The sequence below is a fragment of the Pandoraea sp. XY-2 genome (assembly GCF_004193915.1).
Classification (GTDB): domain Bacteria; phylum Pseudomonadota; class Gammaproteobacteria; order Burkholderiales; family Burkholderiaceae; genus Pandoraea; species Pandoraea cepalis.
This window is the reverse complement of record NZ_CP030849.1, coordinates 3380884-3399490: the sequence shown is the minus strand read 5'-3', so window position 1 is coordinate 3399490 and position 18607 is coordinate 3380884. Positions and strand designations below refer to the sequence as shown.

Sequence of the window (18607 nt, the reverse complement as noted above, 5' to 3'; positions counted from 1 at the left end):
TCGTTACGTCGTGGTTACGTCCTCATTACGCCTTCGCGACGCTTTCCAGCGCGGCGTTGAACGTCTTGCTCGGACGCATGACCTGCTCGAGCTTCTCGAAGTCCGGCTTGTAGTAGCCGCCGATGTCCGTCGGCTTGCCCTGCACGTCGGCGAGTTCGCCCACGATGGCCTTCTCGTTCTCGGTCAGTTGCTTGGCGAGCGGTGCGAAGTGCTTGGCCAGATCGGCGTCGTCCTTCTGTGCAGCCAATTCCTGCGCCCAGTACATCGCCAGATAGAACTGGCTGCCGCGGTTGTCCAACTGACCGGTCTTCGGCGACGGGCCCTTGTTGTTGTCGAGCAAGGTGCCCGTAGCCGCGTCGAGCGTCTTGGCAAGGATCTTGGCGCGCGGGTTACCCGTCTTGATACCCAGGTCTTCCAGCGAGACTGCCAGTGCCAGGAATTCACCCAGCGAGTCCCAGCGCAGGTGGTTCTCTTCCACCAATTGCTTGACGTGCTTCGGTGCCGAGCCGCCGGCACCCGTTTCGTACATGCCGCCACCGGCCATGAGCGGCACGATCGACAGCATCTTGGCGCTGGTGCCCAGTTCCATGATCGGGAACAGGTCGGTCAGGTAGTCGCGCAGAATGTTGCCGGTCACCGAGATGGTGTCCAGACCGCGAATCACGCGCTCGAGCGTGTAACGCATGGCGCGCACTTGCGACATGATCTGAATGTCGAGACCGTTGGTGTCGTAATCCTTCAGGTACGTTTCGACCTTCTTGATCAACTCGGCTTCGTGCGGACGGTACGGGTCGAGCCAGAACACGGCCGGCATGCCCGAGTTGCGCACGCGGTTCACGGCAAGCTTCACCCAGTCACGGATCGGCGCGTCCTTGACCTGGCACATACGCCAGATGTCGCCGGCTTCCACGTTCTGCGAGAGCAGCACTTCGCCCGTGGCGATGTCGACGATGTTCGCCACACCGTCTTCGGCGATTTCGAAGGTCTTGTCGTGTGAGCCGTACTCTTCCGCTTTCTGAGCCATCAGGCCGACGTTCGGCACCGTACCCATGGTGGTCGGGTCGAAGTTGCCGTTGGTCTTGCAGAAGTTGATGATTTCCTGATAGATGCGCGCGAACGTGCTCTCCGGGATCACGGCCTTGGTGTCCTTCGGACGGCCGTCGGCGCCCCACATCTTGCCGCCGATGCGGATCATGGCCGGCATCGAGGCGTCGACGATCACGTCGTTCGGCGCGTGCAGGTTCGAGATGCCCTTGGCGGAGTCGACCATCGCCAGTTCCGGGCGATGCTCATGGCAAGCGTGCAGGTCGCGGATGATTTCTTCACGCTGCGTGCTCGGCAGCGATTCGATCTTCTCGTACAGGTTCACGAGGCCGTTGTTGACGTTCACGCCCAGTTCGTCGAACAGCTTGCCATGCTTCTCGAAGGCTTCCTTGTAGAAGATCTTCACGGCGTGGCCGAACACGATCGGGTGCGAGACCTTCATCATGGTGGCCTTCACGTGCAGCGAGAGCATCACGCCGGTCTTGCGCGCGTCTTCCATCTGCTCTTCATAGAAGTCGCACAGCGCCTTCTTGCTCATGAACATGCTGTCGATGATTTCGCCGTCGAGCAGCGCGACCTTCGGCTTGAGCACGATCGTCTTGCCGCTCTTGGTGACGAGTTCCATCTTGACGTCACGGGCGCGGTCGAGCGTCATCGACTTTTCGCCATGGTAGAAGTCGCCATGCTTCATGTGCGCCACGTGCGTGCGCGATGCCATGCTCCACTCGCCCATGCTGTGGGGGTGCTTCTTGGCGTAGTTCTTGACGGCGAGCGGGGCGCGACGATCCGAGTTGCCTTCGCGCAGCACCGGGTTGACAGCCGAACCGAGGCACTTCGAGTAACGCTTCTGGATGGCCTTCTCTTCGTCGGTCTTCGGATCTTCCGGATAGTCCGGCACCTTGTAGCCCTTCGATTGCAGTTCCTTGATCGCGCTCTGGAGCTGGAACACCGAGGCGCTGATGTTCGGCAGCTTGATGATGTTCGTATCCGGATCTTGCGTCAGACGGCCCAGTTCGGCGAGGTTGTCCGGCACGCGCTGCGCTTCCGTCAGAAACTCGGGGAATTCTCCGAGGATACGGGCCGCGACCGAGATGTCGCTCGTCTCGACCGACACGCCGGCCGGTGCCGTGAACGTGCGAATGATCGGGAGGAAAGCGCTGGTGGCCAGAAGCGGTGCTTCGTCGGTCAGGGTGTAGATGATGCTGGGTTGCTGCGTACTCATCGCTGGTCTCGGATTCAAGAAGCAGGGAACGGTGGGGGAGCGCTGGCGACTGGGGTAACAGTCAGCTAGCTATGACGAATTTTTCCGATTGTGACACGGGTCGGGGGCAAAACTGAAATGCCTTTTCGTAATGTGAATGCTTGAGTCTTATATAAGACTGGCACTGAAGCTCCCATGAATTCGTGGAAAACCCCGCAGGATGGGGCGCTGCTTCCCCGAAGCAGGGCGATGCGGTGCAGAGGATGCGGGTTAATTCAGATGAATTTTTATTTTCAATAGAAATAATCTATCAAAATTCGCTCCGAAACGCGGATGGGTGACCGGGATTCCGTGGGGGGGAGGGCGCGACTTGCAGCGTTGCGCGCCGCGAGGTCGGGCGGGCGCCCAGCTTGTTGTGGCCGGAGGTGCATGCGCTGGTGTGGCTTGTCCGTTCTCGGCGAAAACGGGAAGCACGCGCCGACCGGAGCCTCGGTGATCAATGAGGAGGGGGCGATTATTCGGTAGCGAGGCGAGGCGTAAAGCTCACGGCTGCGGCGGTGCGTTTGAGGTGCAGGCGGGAAGGTGCGCCAGTCGCGAAGCGGCGAGGCTTGAGGAAGAACGGAGGACGCTTTTTCGCCAATGCGGCGACCACGACGCGCTAGGCATTCCGCCTTCGATTCGGACGCCAAATGCAAAAAGGGCCGACGCATCGTCGGCCCTTCGAATCTGGTGGGTGGTACAGGGATTGAACCTGTGACCCCTGCCGTGTGAAGGCAGTGCTCTACCGCTGAGCTAACCACCCAAATCATTAACTAAATCAATGATTTAGTGCTGATTGCTGAAGCTTTTGATTCGCAATCAGGAGCAGAACTTTAACTGTTTTCGTAGAAGTCTGCAACTTTTCTTTTGTTCTTTTTTGCTGCCGCCGTGACGATATCTCTCGATCACTTCACGCCGTTTCTCGCGATGACTCGCAAGCAGCAAAGACCGCGATTATAGGGATGTTTTTCGTGCTTGGGAAGGCCTTCGTGCGAATTTTCCGTGTGGCTCGTTGCGAACTCACGCCGTGGGTGCGGTGTCGCCTTCCGGGAGCGCCGGTTCGGTACGCCACACGCACGTCCCCTTCATCCCCTTGTCGATGTCGTTCAGCACACCGGCATGCTGAGCTACCTCGTCATCTGCTGCCGCGATCACGGGAAGATCGAACTGGCGCAACGAAATCTTTTCGCGCTGGGTGCCCACATCGCCCCCATCGCCATCGCCGATCTCGATGACGAGACTCTCCTGGCCGCGCGTCATGGCGAGGTACACGTCGGCGAGCAATTCCGCGTCGAGCAAGGCGCCGTGCAGCGTACGGTGCGCGTTGTTCACGCCGAGACGCTCACAAAGGGCGTCCAGCGAATTGCGTCGACCGGGGAACATCTCCCGGGCACGCAGCAGCGTGTCGATCAGACTCGAGCAATGCTGCATGAACGGCGGCCAGCCGAGGCGGGCGAATTCCATATCCAGGAAGCCCAGGTCGAACGCCGCGTTGTGAATGATGATTTCGGCGTCGCGGCAGTACTCGCGCAACTCTTCCGCAATCTCGGCGAATTTGGGTTTGTCGGAAAGGAATTCCGTTGTGAGTCCGTGCACCGCCAATGCGCCCGGATCGCTGTCGCGCTCGGGTTGATGTAGAAGTGCAGGTTGTTGCCGGTCAGGCGGCGATTGACCAGTTCGACGCAACCGATTTCCAGCAGACGGTCCCCCGTCTTCGCATTCAGGCCGGTGGTTTCCGTATCGAGGATCAGTTGTCGCATGCTGTTCGTTGAATTTAGTGTGCTTCGTGTGCTTTCGGAATTGACGCGCCGCGGGCCGTGATCCCTCACGCAATGCGCGGATACTGCTCAAGCTGCGGCGATGGCCGCCGGCTCACTGGCCGCGACGCAGACTCTCCACGCCGCGGTTGGCCAACTGGTCGGCGGCTTCGTTGCCGTCGTGGCCGGCATGACCTTTCACCCAACGCCAGTCGATTTCGTGTTTCTGCGAGACGGCGTCGAGTGTCTGCCACAGGTCGGCGTTCTTCACCGGCGCCTTGGCTGCGGTTTTCCAGCCACGGGCCTTCCAGCCGTGAATCCACTCGCTGATGCCTTTCTGCACATACTGCGAGTCGGTGTGCAGCACCACGCTGCAGGGCTTGTTCAGGGCTTCGAGCGCGCGAATGACGGCCAGAAGCTCCATGCGGTTGTTGGTCGTGTTGGCTTCGCCGCCGAACATTTCCTTGCGGTGTTTGCCCGCGACGAGCAGGGCGCCCCAGCCGCCGGGGCCAGGATTGCCTTTGCAGGCACCGTCGGTGTAGATCTCAACTTGCGGCAAGGTCATCTCTCAAACGATCAATCGGGCGCGTCGGCCGCTTCCGCCATCTGGCGATGCGTGGTGTTGGGTGTTGCCACGGGGGCCGCCGCCGGCTGGAGGCCGAGTATACGCTTGCGCACTTTGCCGACCAAGCGCATGCCTCGCACGCGCTTGACCGCGCGCACCGCATAGAGTGCCCCGAAGATTGGCCACCAACGGTCGCCGGCCGGTTCCATGAACTCGAAGCGCTGCAGCCAGTGCTCGCCGCGCAGGGGCGGGCGGTAGCAGCCGAAGCGGCCGCGATCGATATCGAAGGAGAGCAGCTTGAGCCAGTCCTTCAGACGCGTGAAGGCGATGAGATCGGCGCCAGGCGGCAGGAACGGCGTGCCGGCGAGTCGCCCCAGCTCTTCGCGCGCGCCCCACAGGCTCAGATTGTTGAAGCCGGTGATGATGACCTGCCCCTCGGGCACGAGAATGCGTTCGACTTCGCGCAGGATGTCATGCGGATTCTCGGCAAACTCGAGCACGTGCGGCAGGACCACGAGATCGGTGCTCGCCGTGGCGATAGGCAACTCGTCGAAGCGGCTCACGAGGATGTCGCGTGGGATCATGTCGGCCGCGCCCGCGTGGCACGACGGCGTGCCACTGGTTGTGTCGCTGGCGGCCTTGGTCACGAGCGGCGAGGCGTCGGGGCCGCGCGCAGCCGTCAGGACGAGACCGCGATAGGGCATGCGGTTTTCGCGCAGCGTATCCAGTTCGGGGCGGCCGAGTTGCAGCGCGTGATAGCCGAACAGATCCCCGACCCATTGGTCGAAAAGGGCCTGTTCCCATGCGAGCGCGTAGCGGCCTGGTGGTGAGACGAGCCAGAGGGGCCAGTCTATAATCGGACGTTCTGACATGGTGGCGAGTATATATGGATGCGCACGCAGATGCGGTAAGTGAGGCGTCGGCCGGAACAATGACCGTCTTCCCCGTCCCCGCGTTCCAGGACAATTATCTCTGGGTCGTCGATAACGGCAAAGATGCCGTGGTGGTCGACCCGGGCGACGCCGCACCGGTGCTCGCCTATCTCGAATCGCGTCATCTCACGCTGCGCGCCATTCTCATCACGCACAAACATGCCGATCACATCGGCGGTGTCGATGCGCTGCTCGGGCGTTTCAACGTTCCCGTGCACGGCCCGGCCGGCGAAGCCATCGCCTGCGTCGATCATCCGCATCGCGGCGGCGAGACCGTTCACATCGCCGCCCCGCTCATGACGCTGGACGTGATCGACGTGCCCGGCCACACCGCGGGGCATATCGCATATTTCCTTGGCGCCGGGGCCGCAGGCGCGCCGCACCTCTTCTGCGGCGATACACTGTTCTCGTGCGGCTGCGGACGCCTGTTCGAGGGCACGCCCGCACAGATGCTCGCGTCGCTGGATGCGCTCGCGGCGCTGCCGCCCGCCACGCTCGTGCATTGCGCGCACGAATACACGCTGTCGAACATTCGTTTCGCGCTGGCGGTCGATCCGGATAACGCGGCGCTTCACGCGTGGCATCGTGAGGCAACGGCGCTTCGCGCGGCCGGCCGTCCGACATTGCCCACGACGCTCGCCCAGGAGCGCGTGACCAACCCCTTCCTGCGCAGCGACGCACCGGCCGTCATCGCGGCTGCGCAACGCCATGCAGGGCGCGCGTCGCTCTCTCGCGAGGCGGTATTTGCCACGGTGCGTAGCTGGAAAGACAGCTTCCGTTGATCGTGTCTCTGCCACGCTGTCAACAGCGTGGCATGGCATGACATTGTCACAAAACGGGCGTTGACACGTTCGCCCGCGCCTGCTCAGCCTTGTCGCGTCTCCGCCCTTCGATGTTTCGGTCTCTTATCGATCCTATCGAGCCCGCTGTCCGGGCGTCTCGTTTCAGCCACATCACGACCGTCCAAGATCGGGGATAACCCTCAAATTTGGGGTCTTTTTGCGTAAATTTTGCAAAAAAAATAAGCAGAATGGTTGACGCATCTGAAGGGTTTCCTTACCATTCTTGCCAATTTCATGAAGATGCAACCCAATTCGAGCCCGATCAATGCGACTTATCGTTAGCTTGCTACTGACGCTGCTTCTGGCGGCGTGTGCCGGCACAGCACCGACCAACGGTGCATTGAGTTCCACGCCGACTGCGCAAGGCCAATCGCCTCTCGTCACGACGGCCAAAGGCAAGCAACGCGTCTCAAGCGATCAGACCATCGACCTGGACAGCGACTCGATCAACGATCTGGCCTACGGGAGCGACGACGCCGACCTCTGGTCGCGCATTCGTCACGGTTTCGCGATTCCCGATCTGGACACCGACCTCGCGCAGGACCGCACACAGTGGTACGCGCAGCGTCCCGAATATGTCGAGCGCATGATCGAGCGCTCGAGCAAGTATCTGTTCCACATCGTCGAAGAACTCGAGCGCCGTCATATGCCGACGGAACTCGCGCTGCTGCCGTTCGTGGAAAGCGCGTACAACCCGCAGGCGCTCTCGACGGCGAAGGCGGCCGGCATGTGGCAGTTCATTCCCAGCACGGGCAAGACGTACAACCTCAAGCAGAACATGTTCCAGGACGAGCGCCGCGACGTGCTCGCCTCGACGACGGCGGCGCTCGACTACCTCTCGAAGCTCTATGCGATGTTCGGTGACTGGCAACTGGCGCTCGCGGCCTATAACTGGGGCGAGGGCAACGTGCAGCGCGCGATCGAGCGTAATCAGGCGCAAGGGTTGCCGACCGATTACCTGAGCCTGCGCATGCCGACCGAGACGCGTTACTACGTGCCGAAGCTGCAGGCGATCAAGAACATCATTGCGCACCCGGAAATCTACAGCGTGAAGCTGCCCGAGATTCCGAATCACCCGTATTTCGTCAGCGTAACCACCAAGCGCGACATCGACGTGGCATTGGCCGCGAAGCTGGCCGACCTGCCGCTCGACGAATTCCGCGCGCTCAATCCGTCGTTCCGCAAGCCGGTGATTCTTGGCGCGGCACAGCCGAAAATTCTCCTGCCGTTCGATAGCGCCGAAGTGTTTCAGCGTCGTCTGAAGGGCTATGACAAGCCGCTATCGAGCTGGACGACCTACACGTCCGCATCGCGTGAGCGGCCGGAAGACGTCGCGCGCAAGCTGGGTGTCGACGCCGCGGTCATCCGGTCGGTCAATAACATTGCGCCGCGCATGCGCCTCAAGGCGGGCTCGACGTTGCTGGTACCGCGCTCGGACGACATTGACCAGGACATCAGCGCGTCGGTGGCACGCAATGCCGTGCTTGCGCTGGAGCCGGATATTCCCGATACGCGCAAGGTGATGGTGCGCGCTCGCAAGCATGACACGCTCGCCCGCGTGGCCCAGCGCAGTGGCGTGAGCGTTGCGCAGATCAAGAGCTGGAATCGTCTGCGTCGCGATACGCTCACGTCGGGCCAACTGCTGGTGCTTCACGTACCGGTCAAGGACGCCTTGCGCGTGGCAGCTGCGTCCGAGGCCCCGGCGGCCTCGGGGGACGGCGAAGCCCCGCGCACGCGTCTGGTGCGCGGCAAGCACGGCAAGATGATTCGCGTGGTGGAGCGTCGGCCGGCGGTCAGCCAGGCCAAGACAACCAAGGCGGCTGCATCCGGCGGCAAGACGGCCCGGACCAAGGTTGCGGCGAAGGCGCCAGCCAAGACGGTGGCCAGGACGGCCGCGAAGCCGGCGGCCAAGACATCCTCGAAGGTCACCCGCACGGCACAGCGCTGAGCGGCGGCATCGACCGCGCTGGACGATCGTCAGATCGTAGAAGCACCGCGCATGACCTAACGCCCGTGACGATGCCCCGTCACGGGCGTTTGTCTTTTTCGGTCGCGAGTGTCTCGCCGCGCCGTCCCGCCGTCACCGTTCCTGCTTGACCTCGCGTAATCCCCTAGCGCTTTCGACCGCGGGTCGGCCCATCCGGTAAGCCTTCCGTAAGCGTCAACGCGCACACTGAGCGCGAGGCACGACATCCGTGTCCGACGATTTCATTGCACCGAAACGCATTGCCGGTCGACGACGACATGTCGCTCGACCTTGCCGGCCCGATCCGGCGCCGCGCCAGCTCCGTTCCCCACCGGCACTCCCGGTCGGGCACCGGGCGCGCGAGCCAATTCCTATATGCAAGGAGACACCATGACTTCGTATGCGTCGTTTCACGCCCGTTCGATTGCGCCCGATTCGCGCGCGGCCTTCTGGGAGGAGCAGGCCCGTCTGATCGACTGGGAGACCCCCTTCACCCAGGTGCTCGATTACGACAAGCCACCGTTTGCACGATGGTTCGTTGGTGGCCGAACGAATCTGTGCCACAACGCCGTCGACCGCCATTTGCCATCGCGCGGCTCGCAAAATGCGCTGATTTGGGTGTCGACGGAGACCGAGCAGGAGCGCGTCTACACGTACGACGAGCTCGCGGCGGAAGTCAATCGCATGGCGGCGTCGCTGCAATCGCTGGGCGTTGCGCGCGGCAAGCGGGTGCTGATCTACATGCCGATGGTGCCCGAAGCCCTGTTCGCGATGCTCGCCTGCACGCGGCTCGGTGCGATCCACTCGGTGGTATTTGGCGGCTTTGCATCCGTCAATCTGGCGGCGCGCATCGATGACGCGCAACCGACCGTCATCGTCTCGGCCGATGCCGGTTCGCGCAACGGCAAGGTCGTGCCCTACAAGCCACTGCTCGATGAGGGCATCGCTCTCGCGCAGCACAAGCCGTCGAATGTGCTGCTGATCGACCGGGGCCTCTCGCCGATGACACATGTGCCCGGCCGCGACGTCGACTACGCGCCGTTGCGCGAGCAGTTTTTCGATGCCGCCGTGGCTTGCGAATGGCTCGAATCGAGTGAGCCGTCGTATGTGCTCTACACCTCCGGCACGACGGGCAAGCCGAAGGGCGTACAGCGCGATACCGGCGGGTATGCGGTGGCGCTGGCTGCATCGATGCAGCACATCTTCTGCGCGAAGCCGGGTGACACGATGTTCTGCGCGTCGGATATCGGCTGGGTGGTCGGGCACAGCTACATCGTGTACGCACCGTTGCTCGCCGGCATTGCGACCGTGATGTACGAGGGCACGCCGATCCGGCCCGATGGCGGGATCTGGTGGCGCATCGTCGAGAAGTACAAGGTCACGCAGCTATTCACCGCACCCACGGCGATTCGCGTGCTCAAGAAACAAGACCCGGCCTATCTGACGCGATACGACCTGTCGTCGCTGCGGCTGATCTTCCTCGCGGGCGAGCCGCTCGACGAACCCACGGCGCGGTGGCTCACCGACGGCGTGGGCAAGCCCGTCGTCGACAACTACTGGCAGACGGAGACCGGTTGGCCGATTCTCGGCATGGCGCGCGGCGTGGAGGTTCTGCCTGGCAAGCTCGGGTCGCCGGGCAAGCCGGTGTATGGCTACGACGTGAAGCTCGTCGACGAGGTGACCGGCGAGGACTGCGGGCCGAACCAGAAGGGCGTGCTGGCCATCGAGGGGCCGCTGCCGCCGGGGTGCATGAGCACCGTCTGGGGAGACGATGCCCGCTTCGTCAAGACCTACTGGCAGACAGTGCCGGGCCGCACGCTGTATTCGAGCTTCGACTGGGGCGTGCGCGATGCGGACGGCTATTACTTCATTCTTGGACGTACCGATGACGTGATCAACGTGGCCGGCCACCGGCTGGGTTCGCGTGAGATCGAGGAGAGCATCGCGAGTCACCCGGCCGTGGCGGAAGTGGCGGTCATCGGCGCGCAGGATGCGTTGAAGGGGCAGGTGGCGATGGCGTTCGCGGTGTTGCGTCAACCGGAGTTGGTGGCCACGCCGGAGGCGCGTCTGGCACTGGAGGGCGATGTCATGAAGACGGTGGACAAGCAGTTGGGGGCCGTGGCGCGCCCGGCCCGCGTGTTCTTCGTCGCGATGCTGCCGAAGACGCGTTCCGGCAAGCTGTTGCGTCGCGCGATCCAGGCCATCTGCGAAGGCCGCGAAACCGGGGATCTGATTACATTGGAAGATCCGGCCGCGCTCGATCAGGTGCGCGACGCGGTGAAGGGCGTGTAGTTCGCACCGTCAAGGGCACGGCGCACGCGCGTGCCCTTGACGGCGCATCGCCCTCGACGCGGCCTCACCTAATTCGCCCGATTAGCCCGATTCATCTGATTCATCCGATGCAGCCGATGCAGCCGATGCAGCCGATGCAGCCGATGCAGCCGATGCAGCCGATGCAGCCGATGCAACTGATGCAACTGATGCCGTTGATGCAGTTGATTCAGCGGCGTCAACCGAAGGGTTTGTCGAGAATTTCGGGTGCGCGGATGGCATCGATCAGCAGGCCGAGAAAGGCTTCGACAGGGGCGGGCAGGGTGCGTCCGGCCATCGTTTGCACTTGCAGTGAGCGTTGGTGCAGCGCCGGATTTCGAATCGGGATGGCAACGAGCCCTTCCGGGGCGAGCCGGCTGCGTACCGTAAGCAGACCGGTGAGCGTCACCGCATTGCCTGAGCGCACGAAGCTGTGCAGCGCCGCGTGATAGTTGCTCACGAAGACGGGTTCGAACAGCAGGCCTTCGAGAATGCAGCACAGGTCGAACATCTGGCGGATGGTCACGCCGGCATTCGATAGCGCCATCGGGTAGGGCAGCAAGTCGGCAAGCGCGATGTCGCGTCGTTTGGCGAGTGGGTGTTTCTTGGCCATCAAGGCATAGATCGGCGCCGGCTGCGTGTGAACGACCTGCACCCCTTTTTCCGGAGCGACGCTGAAGCACACGGCGATATCCGCTTCGCCGTCGCGTACGCGCTCCGTGGCGACGAACGGCGAGACAACATCGAGCAGAAAGTGCGCGCCAGGGTAGGTTTCGCGAAAGCGTGCGAAGACCTGCGGCAGGAAATCCCGCGCGACACCCTCCGCACTGGCGATGCGAATCGTCGCGCGTCCCACCTCCGTCAGCCCCCGGATTTCTGACGTGACACGCTCCGCATCGAGCAGCATGCGACGCGCATGATCGGCAAGCAACGCGCCCGCCTCACTCAACACCATGCCGCGCGGACGACGTTCGAACAGCGGCGTACCGAGATCTTCCTCAAGTTTCGCGATCTGTCGGCTCAGGGCGGAAACGGCCACGTGCAGACGCTCGGACGCGCGACTGAGCGAGCCGGTACGAGCGACTTCGAGAAAGTAGCGTAGCGCGTGTGTTTGCATGGACGGATGGGCGGATGGCGCCGCCGGTTGCGTGGGGATTGGCACTGATTTCAGCTTTGCCGAAACGGCAACGAAACCTTCGAAATATTATCATTGTTGTCAAAAATACCCGCTCCTAGAATGGCCTGAACGGTTGCGTTGCAGCGTGCCACCGACACGCGTGGCCGTGTGTGCGAGCCAGGCAGCCGTGCCCTCGAAAGCCATCTGGAGACAAGCAGTGACACGTAGCGCAGCCATTACCCAAGCCACCGCCCAATACGATTCGGGCGCGTTCCTCGATACGCTCAACCGCCGCATCGCCTACAAGACCGAGAGTCAGGAGCCGAACAGCGGCGACGTCCTTAATGCTTATCTCGCTGACGAAATGACGCCCGCGCTGGCGGCGCTCGGCTTTACGTCGCGCATCGTGCCCAACCCGGTGCCGGGCGGCGGCCCGTTCCTGATTGCGCAACGACACGAGAGCGACGATGCCCCCACGGTCCTCACCTACGGTCACGGCGACGTGGTGCGAGGCTACGACGCGCAATGGCGCGACGGACTGAAGCCCTGGGAGATCGTGGTGGAAGGTGATCGCTGGTACGGGCGTGGCACCGCCGACAACAAGGGGCAGCACACGATCAACCTGTCGGCGTTGGCGGAGGTGTTGGCGTTGCGTGGCGGCAAGCTCGGCTACAACGTGAAGATGATCGTGGAGATGGGCGAGGAGATGGGCTCGCCGGGGCTGCACGCGATTTGCGAGCAACTGCGTGACGAACTGCGGGCCGATGTGCTGATCGCCTCTGACGGGCCGCGACTGGCGGCGCAACGTCCGACGGTGTTTCTCGGCTCGCGCGGCTTGGTCAACTTCAAGCTCAGTCTGAATTTGCGCGACGGCGGGCATCACTCGGGCAACTGGGGCGGACTGTTGCGCAATCCAGGCGTCGTGCTCGCGAACGCGATTGCATCGATTGTCGATGGCAACGGCAAGATTCTTGTCGACGGGTTGCGTCCGCCCGAGGTGCCGGCGTCGGTGCGTCGCGCGCTTGCTGGGCTGGAGGTGGGCGGCGGACCGAACGATCCCGAGGTCGACGTCGATTATGGCGAGCCGGGATTGACGCCGACGGAGCGCGTGATCGGCTGGAACAACATCGAGGTGCTGGCGTTCAAGACCGGCAATCCGGAAAAGCCGGTCAACGCGATTCCCCCGTATGCCTATGCGCACATGCAAATTCGCTTCGTCGTCGGCACCGACTGGGAGCGGCTGGGCGAGATCTTGCGCGCGCATCTCGACGCGCACGGTTTCCCGATGGTCGAGGTGGAGGTCGAGCGCGGCGTGATGGCGACGCGTCTCGATCCGGAAGATCCGTGGGTGCTGTGGGCGTTGACGTCGATGCGCGAGACGACGGGCAAGCCGCCGGTGCTGCTGCCGAATCTGGGGGCACGCTGCCGAACGATGTGTTCGCGGACGTTCTGGGGCTGCCGACGCTGTGGGTGCCGCACTCGTACCCGGCCTGTTCGCAGCACGCGCCGGACGAGCATCTGCTGGGATCGGTGGCGCGCGAGGCGTTGCAGATCATGGCGGGTCTGTTCTGGGATCTGGGGGAAGTCGATCTGAAAGAGGGGAAGCCGCGATGAATAGCTCAGTGACCGCCGCCGGGGCGGATCAAGCGAATGGCGCGTTGAGCGCCGGCAGTGAGGGCGCGCATGCGGGCGTGCCCGTCTACAAGTTGATTGTCGCGACGTCGATCGGCAATGCGCTCGAGTGGTATGACCTGATCGTCTATGGCTACTTTGCCGTGACGATCTCCAAGTTGTTCTTTCCTGCGCACGATGCGACGGTGTCGCTGCTCATGGCGCTGGGGACATTCGCGTTGTCTTATCTTGCGCGACCGCTGGGGGCGTTTGTGCTGGGCGCGTACGCGGACCGCAGCGGGCGTCGCGCGTCGTTGATGTTGTCGATTGCGATGATGACCTTGGGCACCGGGCTGATCGCGTTCATGCCGACATACGCGGCGATTGGTGTTTGGGCGCCGATCGGCATTTTCTTGTCGCGCTTGTTGCAGGGATTTTCGGCGGGCGGCGAGTTTGGTAGCTCGACGGCATTTCTCGTTGAGCATGTACCGAACCGGCCGGGCTTCATGTCGAGCTGGCAGTTTGCGAGCCAGGGGGCGAGCACGTTGCTGGCGTCGGCGTTCGGGGCGGTGCTGACCGGGGCGCTGACCCAGCCGCAACTGGAGTCGTGGGGATGGCGGATTCCGTTCCTGTTCGGGATGCTGGTCGGGCCGATCGGGCTTTACATCCGGAAGTACGTGGACGAGACGCCGGCGTTCGAGCATGACGTGGCGCGCAAGCGTCAGGCGCAGGTGGCTGGCGACGACGCGGGCCAATCGCCGGTGCGAGAGGTGTTGGCAACGCAGAAGTCGCGTCTGCTGGTGTCGATTGGGGCGCTGGTGCTGACGACGACGGCCAACTACATGATCTTGTACATGCCGACTTACGCGACGAAACAGTTGGGTTTGCCGCCGGCGCAGGGCTACATTGCGACGCTGGTGACGGGCTTCGTCATCATGACGCTGACGCCGTTCGTCGGTCATTGGTCGGACAAGGTGGGGCGTATTCGCATCATGCTGGCAGCGGGGACACTGTTCTTCTGTACGGTGTATCCGGCGTTTGCATACATGAATGCGCATGCGTCGTTGCTGACGATGATGGTCGTGATGCTGTGGGTGGGCACGTTGAAGGCAGTGTACTTCGCACCGATTCCGGCGTTGATTTCGTCGTTGTTCCCGACACGAACACGGGCGACGGGCATGGCGGTCGGCTACAACCTTGGTACGACGATCTTTGGCGGCTTCACTCCGCTGGCGGTGGCGTGGCTGATTGCGTCGACGGGCAACAAGCTGGCGCCGGGGCTGTATTTGATGGTGGGGCGGTGGTGAGTCTGACGACGCTAGTGATCGCCAAAACGCGGATGGGCGTGCGCTGAAGCGAGACGATTGGTTGTGGAATGAAGAGGCGCCCGGCGGCGTCGCGTGTGAGGGATGCATGCGAGGCGGTCGTGGCGCCTTTTTGGTTTGTCGGCAGTTCCCCTGCCGGAATGTATGCGTTTTGCGATGCATCCGGAATTTCGGTGTGCGGTGCGGTGAATCGGGCGGTGCGCTGTGTTCGTTTGAGGCATCTAGCCAGCAGTGTCGTTTTGCAACGTGACGCGCTATTCAAATTGGGGGGCGTCCGAATGTCCTAGTCGATCTCAATGGGACTTGATAGTACTGTTCCTTGCTGATTACGGATTTCGAAAACCATAACCGAGCATTGGCGCCCATTTCTGTAGGAGCCGACTTCGTAGTCTTTTCCTGCTTCAGGTACGAAGCTAACAATCTGGCTTGAGCAACTCACTGAATTCTTTATCATTGCGATGGATCCTCCCGGCCTATGATGAAAATGGCCTAGTTCGATAAATGCATTTCTGACCTGCAATTTACGCCCCGCAGGAATGACAAATTTTCGATAAAAAACCTTGGAAAGCAGGCTTCCACGCGGTTGAATGTTTTTTGTATTCTCGGTTTCGCTAATGCCGATGCTTTCATTCTTGGTTGTTCCTAGAAAAGAGCTAAATGCATCCCCTGCACTGCCGCCAACAGTCACTTCAATAGTTTTTCTCTCGGACACTTCGACAATCATGAAAGACGGCTTTCCATTCTGTCCGAATAAACGGATGCGCGCAGAGTTGGATGGGTCGTACTGTTGACTGATGGCCGGTAAATGTGTGGTGGCGCAAGCCGACAATAATAAAGCCACTGCTGCAGCAACCAGGCTCTTTTGACTCATCATGCTTCTTTAATATCCATAAAGTAAGGGGATCTTCTTGTCGAAGTTGTTGGCAAGCGCGCCGCTGCTGTCCCTGTGCGAGGACCCGTTGAGGTCGATGCCAGCCACTGTATCTTCTGTCGGCTGATTGCATCGTGTTTCTCCTCGCTCATATATCTGTAGTTTTTATTCATTACAACACCCGACATAATTCACTGCGTTGAATTTGAAATTTTATGATAAATTTGCTTGGTGGATCGTAATAATAGAAATAATGAAAAAAGTTTGGTTGCTTTCTTGCAGTATTGAGTCATTCTTGTTTCCTTTTCGTTTCATTTATTTTTGCCGAAATCCAAATCCCGACTCCTGTTGGTGTGCCGGCGGAGATTCCGGCTTTTAGGGAGAACAATACATCCTCTATATCTATATTCAGATAACCAATTTTGCTGATGAAGGTTGCTGCGATTAACAGGCTGATGACGGCTGTCATGCAGGTAAATAGAGTTGTATAAAGAAATACTAGAATGAAAAGCATTTTAATTGTTGCTGGTTGTGGTTTCATCTTTTTCCGTTGCAAGATTCTTGTCGATTCGATTGGTTACAACTTCCGTGGTAAGTGCGGCGCCGATTGATCCAGCGATTTCGGATGTGAGAACGTTGTTTATTAATGGTGCAATACTTCTGGAGATCATATTGGCGACTCCAGTGCCAACAACGCTTCCCGCACCAGCGGAAGTTGCCGCTTCGATTGGATTTGTCCCCTTAATGGTCGCGCCAAGGGCCGCACCACTCGCAGTCGTGGCCGTGGTCGCGACAATGCCCCGACCTTGAGTTGCCGCTCCGGTCGCAATTGCAACAAGGACGTCGACGGTGCTCATTTCTTGCTCTCCATTGAGTGTTTGCTGGACCATGGCGTTAGTTGTGCCACCAATAGCCGCACCCGCCGCCACCCCGGCCAAGGTCGCAGTGGTGCCACCAGCGATGGACGGCGCTGCCGCCATGAGCATTGCCCAACTTTTCAACAACTCCGTCGCGGGCTGAGCCGCATCCGTCCCCAATCCGCGAAGCAAGTCTGTCTGAGCTTGCTGAATTTCTTCAGCGGATGCGCCGTTCTTCGCCATGAATTCGCCCAACGACGTTGACGCAGCTCCGGCCCTTACGATTCCCTGCGGAAGCTCGAATTGGTTGTTCTCCAGCTCTAGCCTTGACGCGATGCTCGCTGCGGTGGCATCCCCACCCGCTGCGGCCGTGACGCCGGCGACGAGCGATTCAATCAGGTTCATTCGAGCTTCCTTCTCGGGCTGCGAGAGCCCGTCGTTGCGGGTATCCGCGACGGCGTTAAGCAAATTGCCGAGAACCACACTCGCCGCTCCACCCATCGCCCCCGCGCCACAGTTGCTCCCGACCGCAGCCGCACCGGTACAGCCAACGATCCCATGCAAGGCGGTGCGTGCCGTTTCGCTCTTGAGCTCGTCGGCGATCTCCTTGACCTTTTCCACCGCGAGCGTTTGCAGATAGCTCACCGCGGCACGCTGCAGGAATTCGCCTGTGCCTGCTGTGACGTTCCCGCCGGCAGCCGCTGCGATCACCGTGACGATCTGGCGATATCGACCGCCTGGCGCCCACTTCGCTGCGTCGACAAGCTGTCGGTCCAACTCCGCTAGCTTTGTCGGGTCGGTCTCGTTCTTGCGTGCCGCCTTTAGCGCCTCGTATTCCTTGGCCCGATTCCCCACAAACGTCCCCACCTCGCGCTGCAGCGTCCGCATGATCTCGAAGCTGGTTTCGATCTGCTCCTTGTCGAATTTATTGGCGAGTGTGCCGCTGCCGTCCTTGTCCGATGACACGTCGCGGTTGACGGCAGCTACGGTTTCCTCGGCCGTCTTGCCGGTTCGTTCCCGTTGGCTGGCTTCGTCGGTGATCTCGATCACCCCCGCACTGATGCCGCTGCGCGTCGTGCTCGATGCGCTATCGCCAGCGGCCACCACCACCGGCGGCTTAATGCTCACCGGACCGGTTTTCGGCAACTCGCTGCCGGGTGTGGCGTTCGCACCGGTTTGCGCATCCCCCTTCTGGTCCGTGCCGACCTTGGCGTTGTCTCCGAAGCCCATGCTGACACCGCCCCCCAGGCTGATGCCGAAGGCGTCGTACTCTGCGTGGTTTTCCACATCACGGGTCGTCAAAGAGCCGGTTTTCAGACGGTTCCTATCCTCGTCGGCCGCCTTATCGGTCGACGCGATGATGGCGCCGGTCAGATCGGTGTTGCCCTTGACGGTGACATCGAAACCTCCATCGCCCGCCTTGATTCCCGACTGCTCCGTGACGCTGGCGAAATCGCTGTTGACCTGCTGATGGCTGACGTTGATGCTGCCGGACGCACCACCCAACCCGACCGTGACAGTGCCCCCGATCGACTGATCCTTGGATGCGTAGACGCTGGTGTCTTGCAGGCTCTCGATGTTCAAATCGCCGCCGACATTGGCAATGACTCGTTCGCCGACAATCGTCCCGCCTCGAATGTTCGTGTCGCCACCCGAGGCGATCTCCGCCACGCCGCCCGCCGAGATATGGCTGTTGCGTTGGGTAACGTCCTTGCCGTCCGCCTTGCCGCGCGACGCGCTGGCGTTGGCCGTCACCCCCATCGTCATGCCATTGGCGCCCATGGAGATGCCCAGCCCGATGCCGCCCGACACGCCGGTGGATCTGCGGTGGTGTTCCGAGGTGTCCTTGGCCGCGAGGATGTCGAGCGTGCCGTCGGATGTGAGCTTGGCGTCCTGCCCCGCGTCGATCTCGCTGCCGCGTACGAGCAACGACGACTGATCGCCATCGCCGGTGGCCGCAATGGTGACGTTGCCACCCGCACGTACGTTGGAGCCATTGGCCGTTGTGCTGTCGTTGGTCTCGCGGCTTTCGTGCTTGGATCCGCCGACGGTGACCGAGATACTGACGTTGGCCGCATCCTTGAGGTTCTTGACGGTGTCGGCGGCTGTCAACGGCGGGCTAGCGACGACAGCGGTCAACCCCGCCTGCTTGCCTTCCTACTCATTTCTT

10 protein-coding genes, 1 tRNA gene and 3 pseudogenes are annotated in these 18607 nt (G+C 61.5%); 5 read left to right on the top strand and 9 right to left on the bottom strand.

Annotation, left to right across the window (positions count from 1 at the left end; genetic code table 11):
* Positions 1–25 precede the first annotated feature (25 nt).
* The 5 genes and pseudogenes from DRB87_RS15310 to DRB87_RS15290 form a co-directional block, all read right to left on the bottom strand.
* A complete protein-coding gene (locus DRB87_RS15310) occupies positions 26–2266 on the bottom strand; it encodes an NADP-dependent isocitrate dehydrogenase (RefSeq protein WP_130026511.1) in 2241 nt (746 codons plus the stop codon).
* Positions 2267–2972: 706 nt separating this feature from the next.
* Positions 2973–3047 (bottom strand) — tRNA-Val (locus tag DRB87_RS15305).
* 257 nt (positions 3048–3304) lie between these two features.
* Positions 3305–4044 (bottom strand): annotated as a pseudogene (dnaQ, locus tag DRB87_RS15300) (DNA polymerase III subunit epsilon).
* 112 nt (positions 4045–4156) lie between these two features.
* Entirely contained in the window at positions 4157–4606 is a 450-nt protein-coding gene (rnhA, locus tag DRB87_RS15295; protein ID WP_017231812.1) for a ribonuclease HI, read from the bottom strand.
* Between the two features lie 11 nt (positions 4607–4617).
* Positions 4618–5478, bottom strand: coding sequence for a methyltransferase domain-containing protein (locus DRB87_RS15290; RefSeq protein ID WP_017231813.1), 861 nt, complete (start codon positions 5476–5478; stop codon positions 4618–4620).
* A gap of 59 nt (positions 5479–5537) precedes the next feature.
* Here DRB87_RS15290 and gloB point away from each other — a divergent pair, with 59 nt between their 5' ends.
* The 3 genes from gloB to DRB87_RS15275 all read left to right on the top strand — a co-directional run bounded on the left by gloB (position 5538) and on the right by DRB87_RS15275 (position 10638).
* Positions 5538–6320, top strand: coding sequence for a hydroxyacylglutathione hydrolase (gene gloB, locus DRB87_RS15285; protein ID WP_240756009.1), 783 nt, complete (start codon positions 5538–5540; stop codon positions 6318–6320).
* 325 nt (positions 6321–6645) lie between these two features.
* Positions 6646–8328, top strand: a complete 1683-nt coding sequence (locus tag DRB87_RS15280; protein ID WP_130026509.1) for a transglycosylase SLT domain-containing protein — start codon at positions 6646–6648, stop codon at positions 8326–8328.
* Positions 8329–8736: 408 nt separating this feature from the next.
* Positions 8737–10638: a propionate--CoA ligase gene (locus DRB87_RS15275; RefSeq protein ID WP_130026508.1), complete on the top strand. Its 1902-nt coding sequence runs from the start codon at positions 8737–8739 to the stop codon at positions 10636–10638.
* A gap of 217 nt (positions 10639–10855) precedes the next feature.
* Here the strand turns inward: DRB87_RS15275 and DRB87_RS15265 are convergent, their stop codons facing one another.
* Entirely contained in the window at positions 10856–11773 is a 918-nt protein-coding gene (locus DRB87_RS15265) for a LysR family transcriptional regulator (RefSeq protein ID WP_130026507.1), read from the bottom strand.
* Positions 11774–11990: 217 nt separating this feature from the next.
* Here DRB87_RS15265 and DRB87_RS15260 point away from each other — a divergent pair.
* A pseudogene (locus DRB87_RS15260) lies at positions 11991–13387 on the top strand (M20 family metallopeptidase).
* Positions 13384–14738 (top strand): annotated as a pseudogene (locus tag DRB87_RS15255) (MFS transporter). The pseudogenes DRB87_RS15260 and DRB87_RS15255 overlap by 4 nt, the downstream one beginning before the upstream one ends.
* 254 nt (positions 14739–14992) lie before the next feature.
* On the opposite strand, the gene DRB87_RS15250 reads toward DRB87_RS15255, so the two are convergent.
* The 3 genes from DRB87_RS15250 to DRB87_RS15240 form a co-directional block, all read right to left on the bottom strand.
* Positions 14993–15583 (bottom strand): hypothetical protein, encoded by a 591-nt coding sequence (locus DRB87_RS15250; protein WP_130026505.1) that lies wholly within the window; start codon positions 15581–15583, stop codon positions 14993–14995.
* Between the two features lie 286 nt (positions 15584–15869).
* Entirely contained in the window at positions 15870–16121 is a 252-nt protein-coding gene (locus DRB87_RS15245; RefSeq protein WP_130026504.1) for a hypothetical protein, read from the bottom strand.
* Complete coding sequence (locus tag DRB87_RS15240; protein WP_130026503.1) at positions 16096–18576, bottom strand: hemagglutinin repeat-containing protein; 2481 nt, start codon at positions 18574–18576, stop codon at positions 16096–16098. Before DRB87_RS15240 ends, DRB87_RS15245 begins: the two co-directional genes overlap by 26 nt.
* Between the last annotated feature and the right edge of the window lie 31 nt (positions 18577–18607).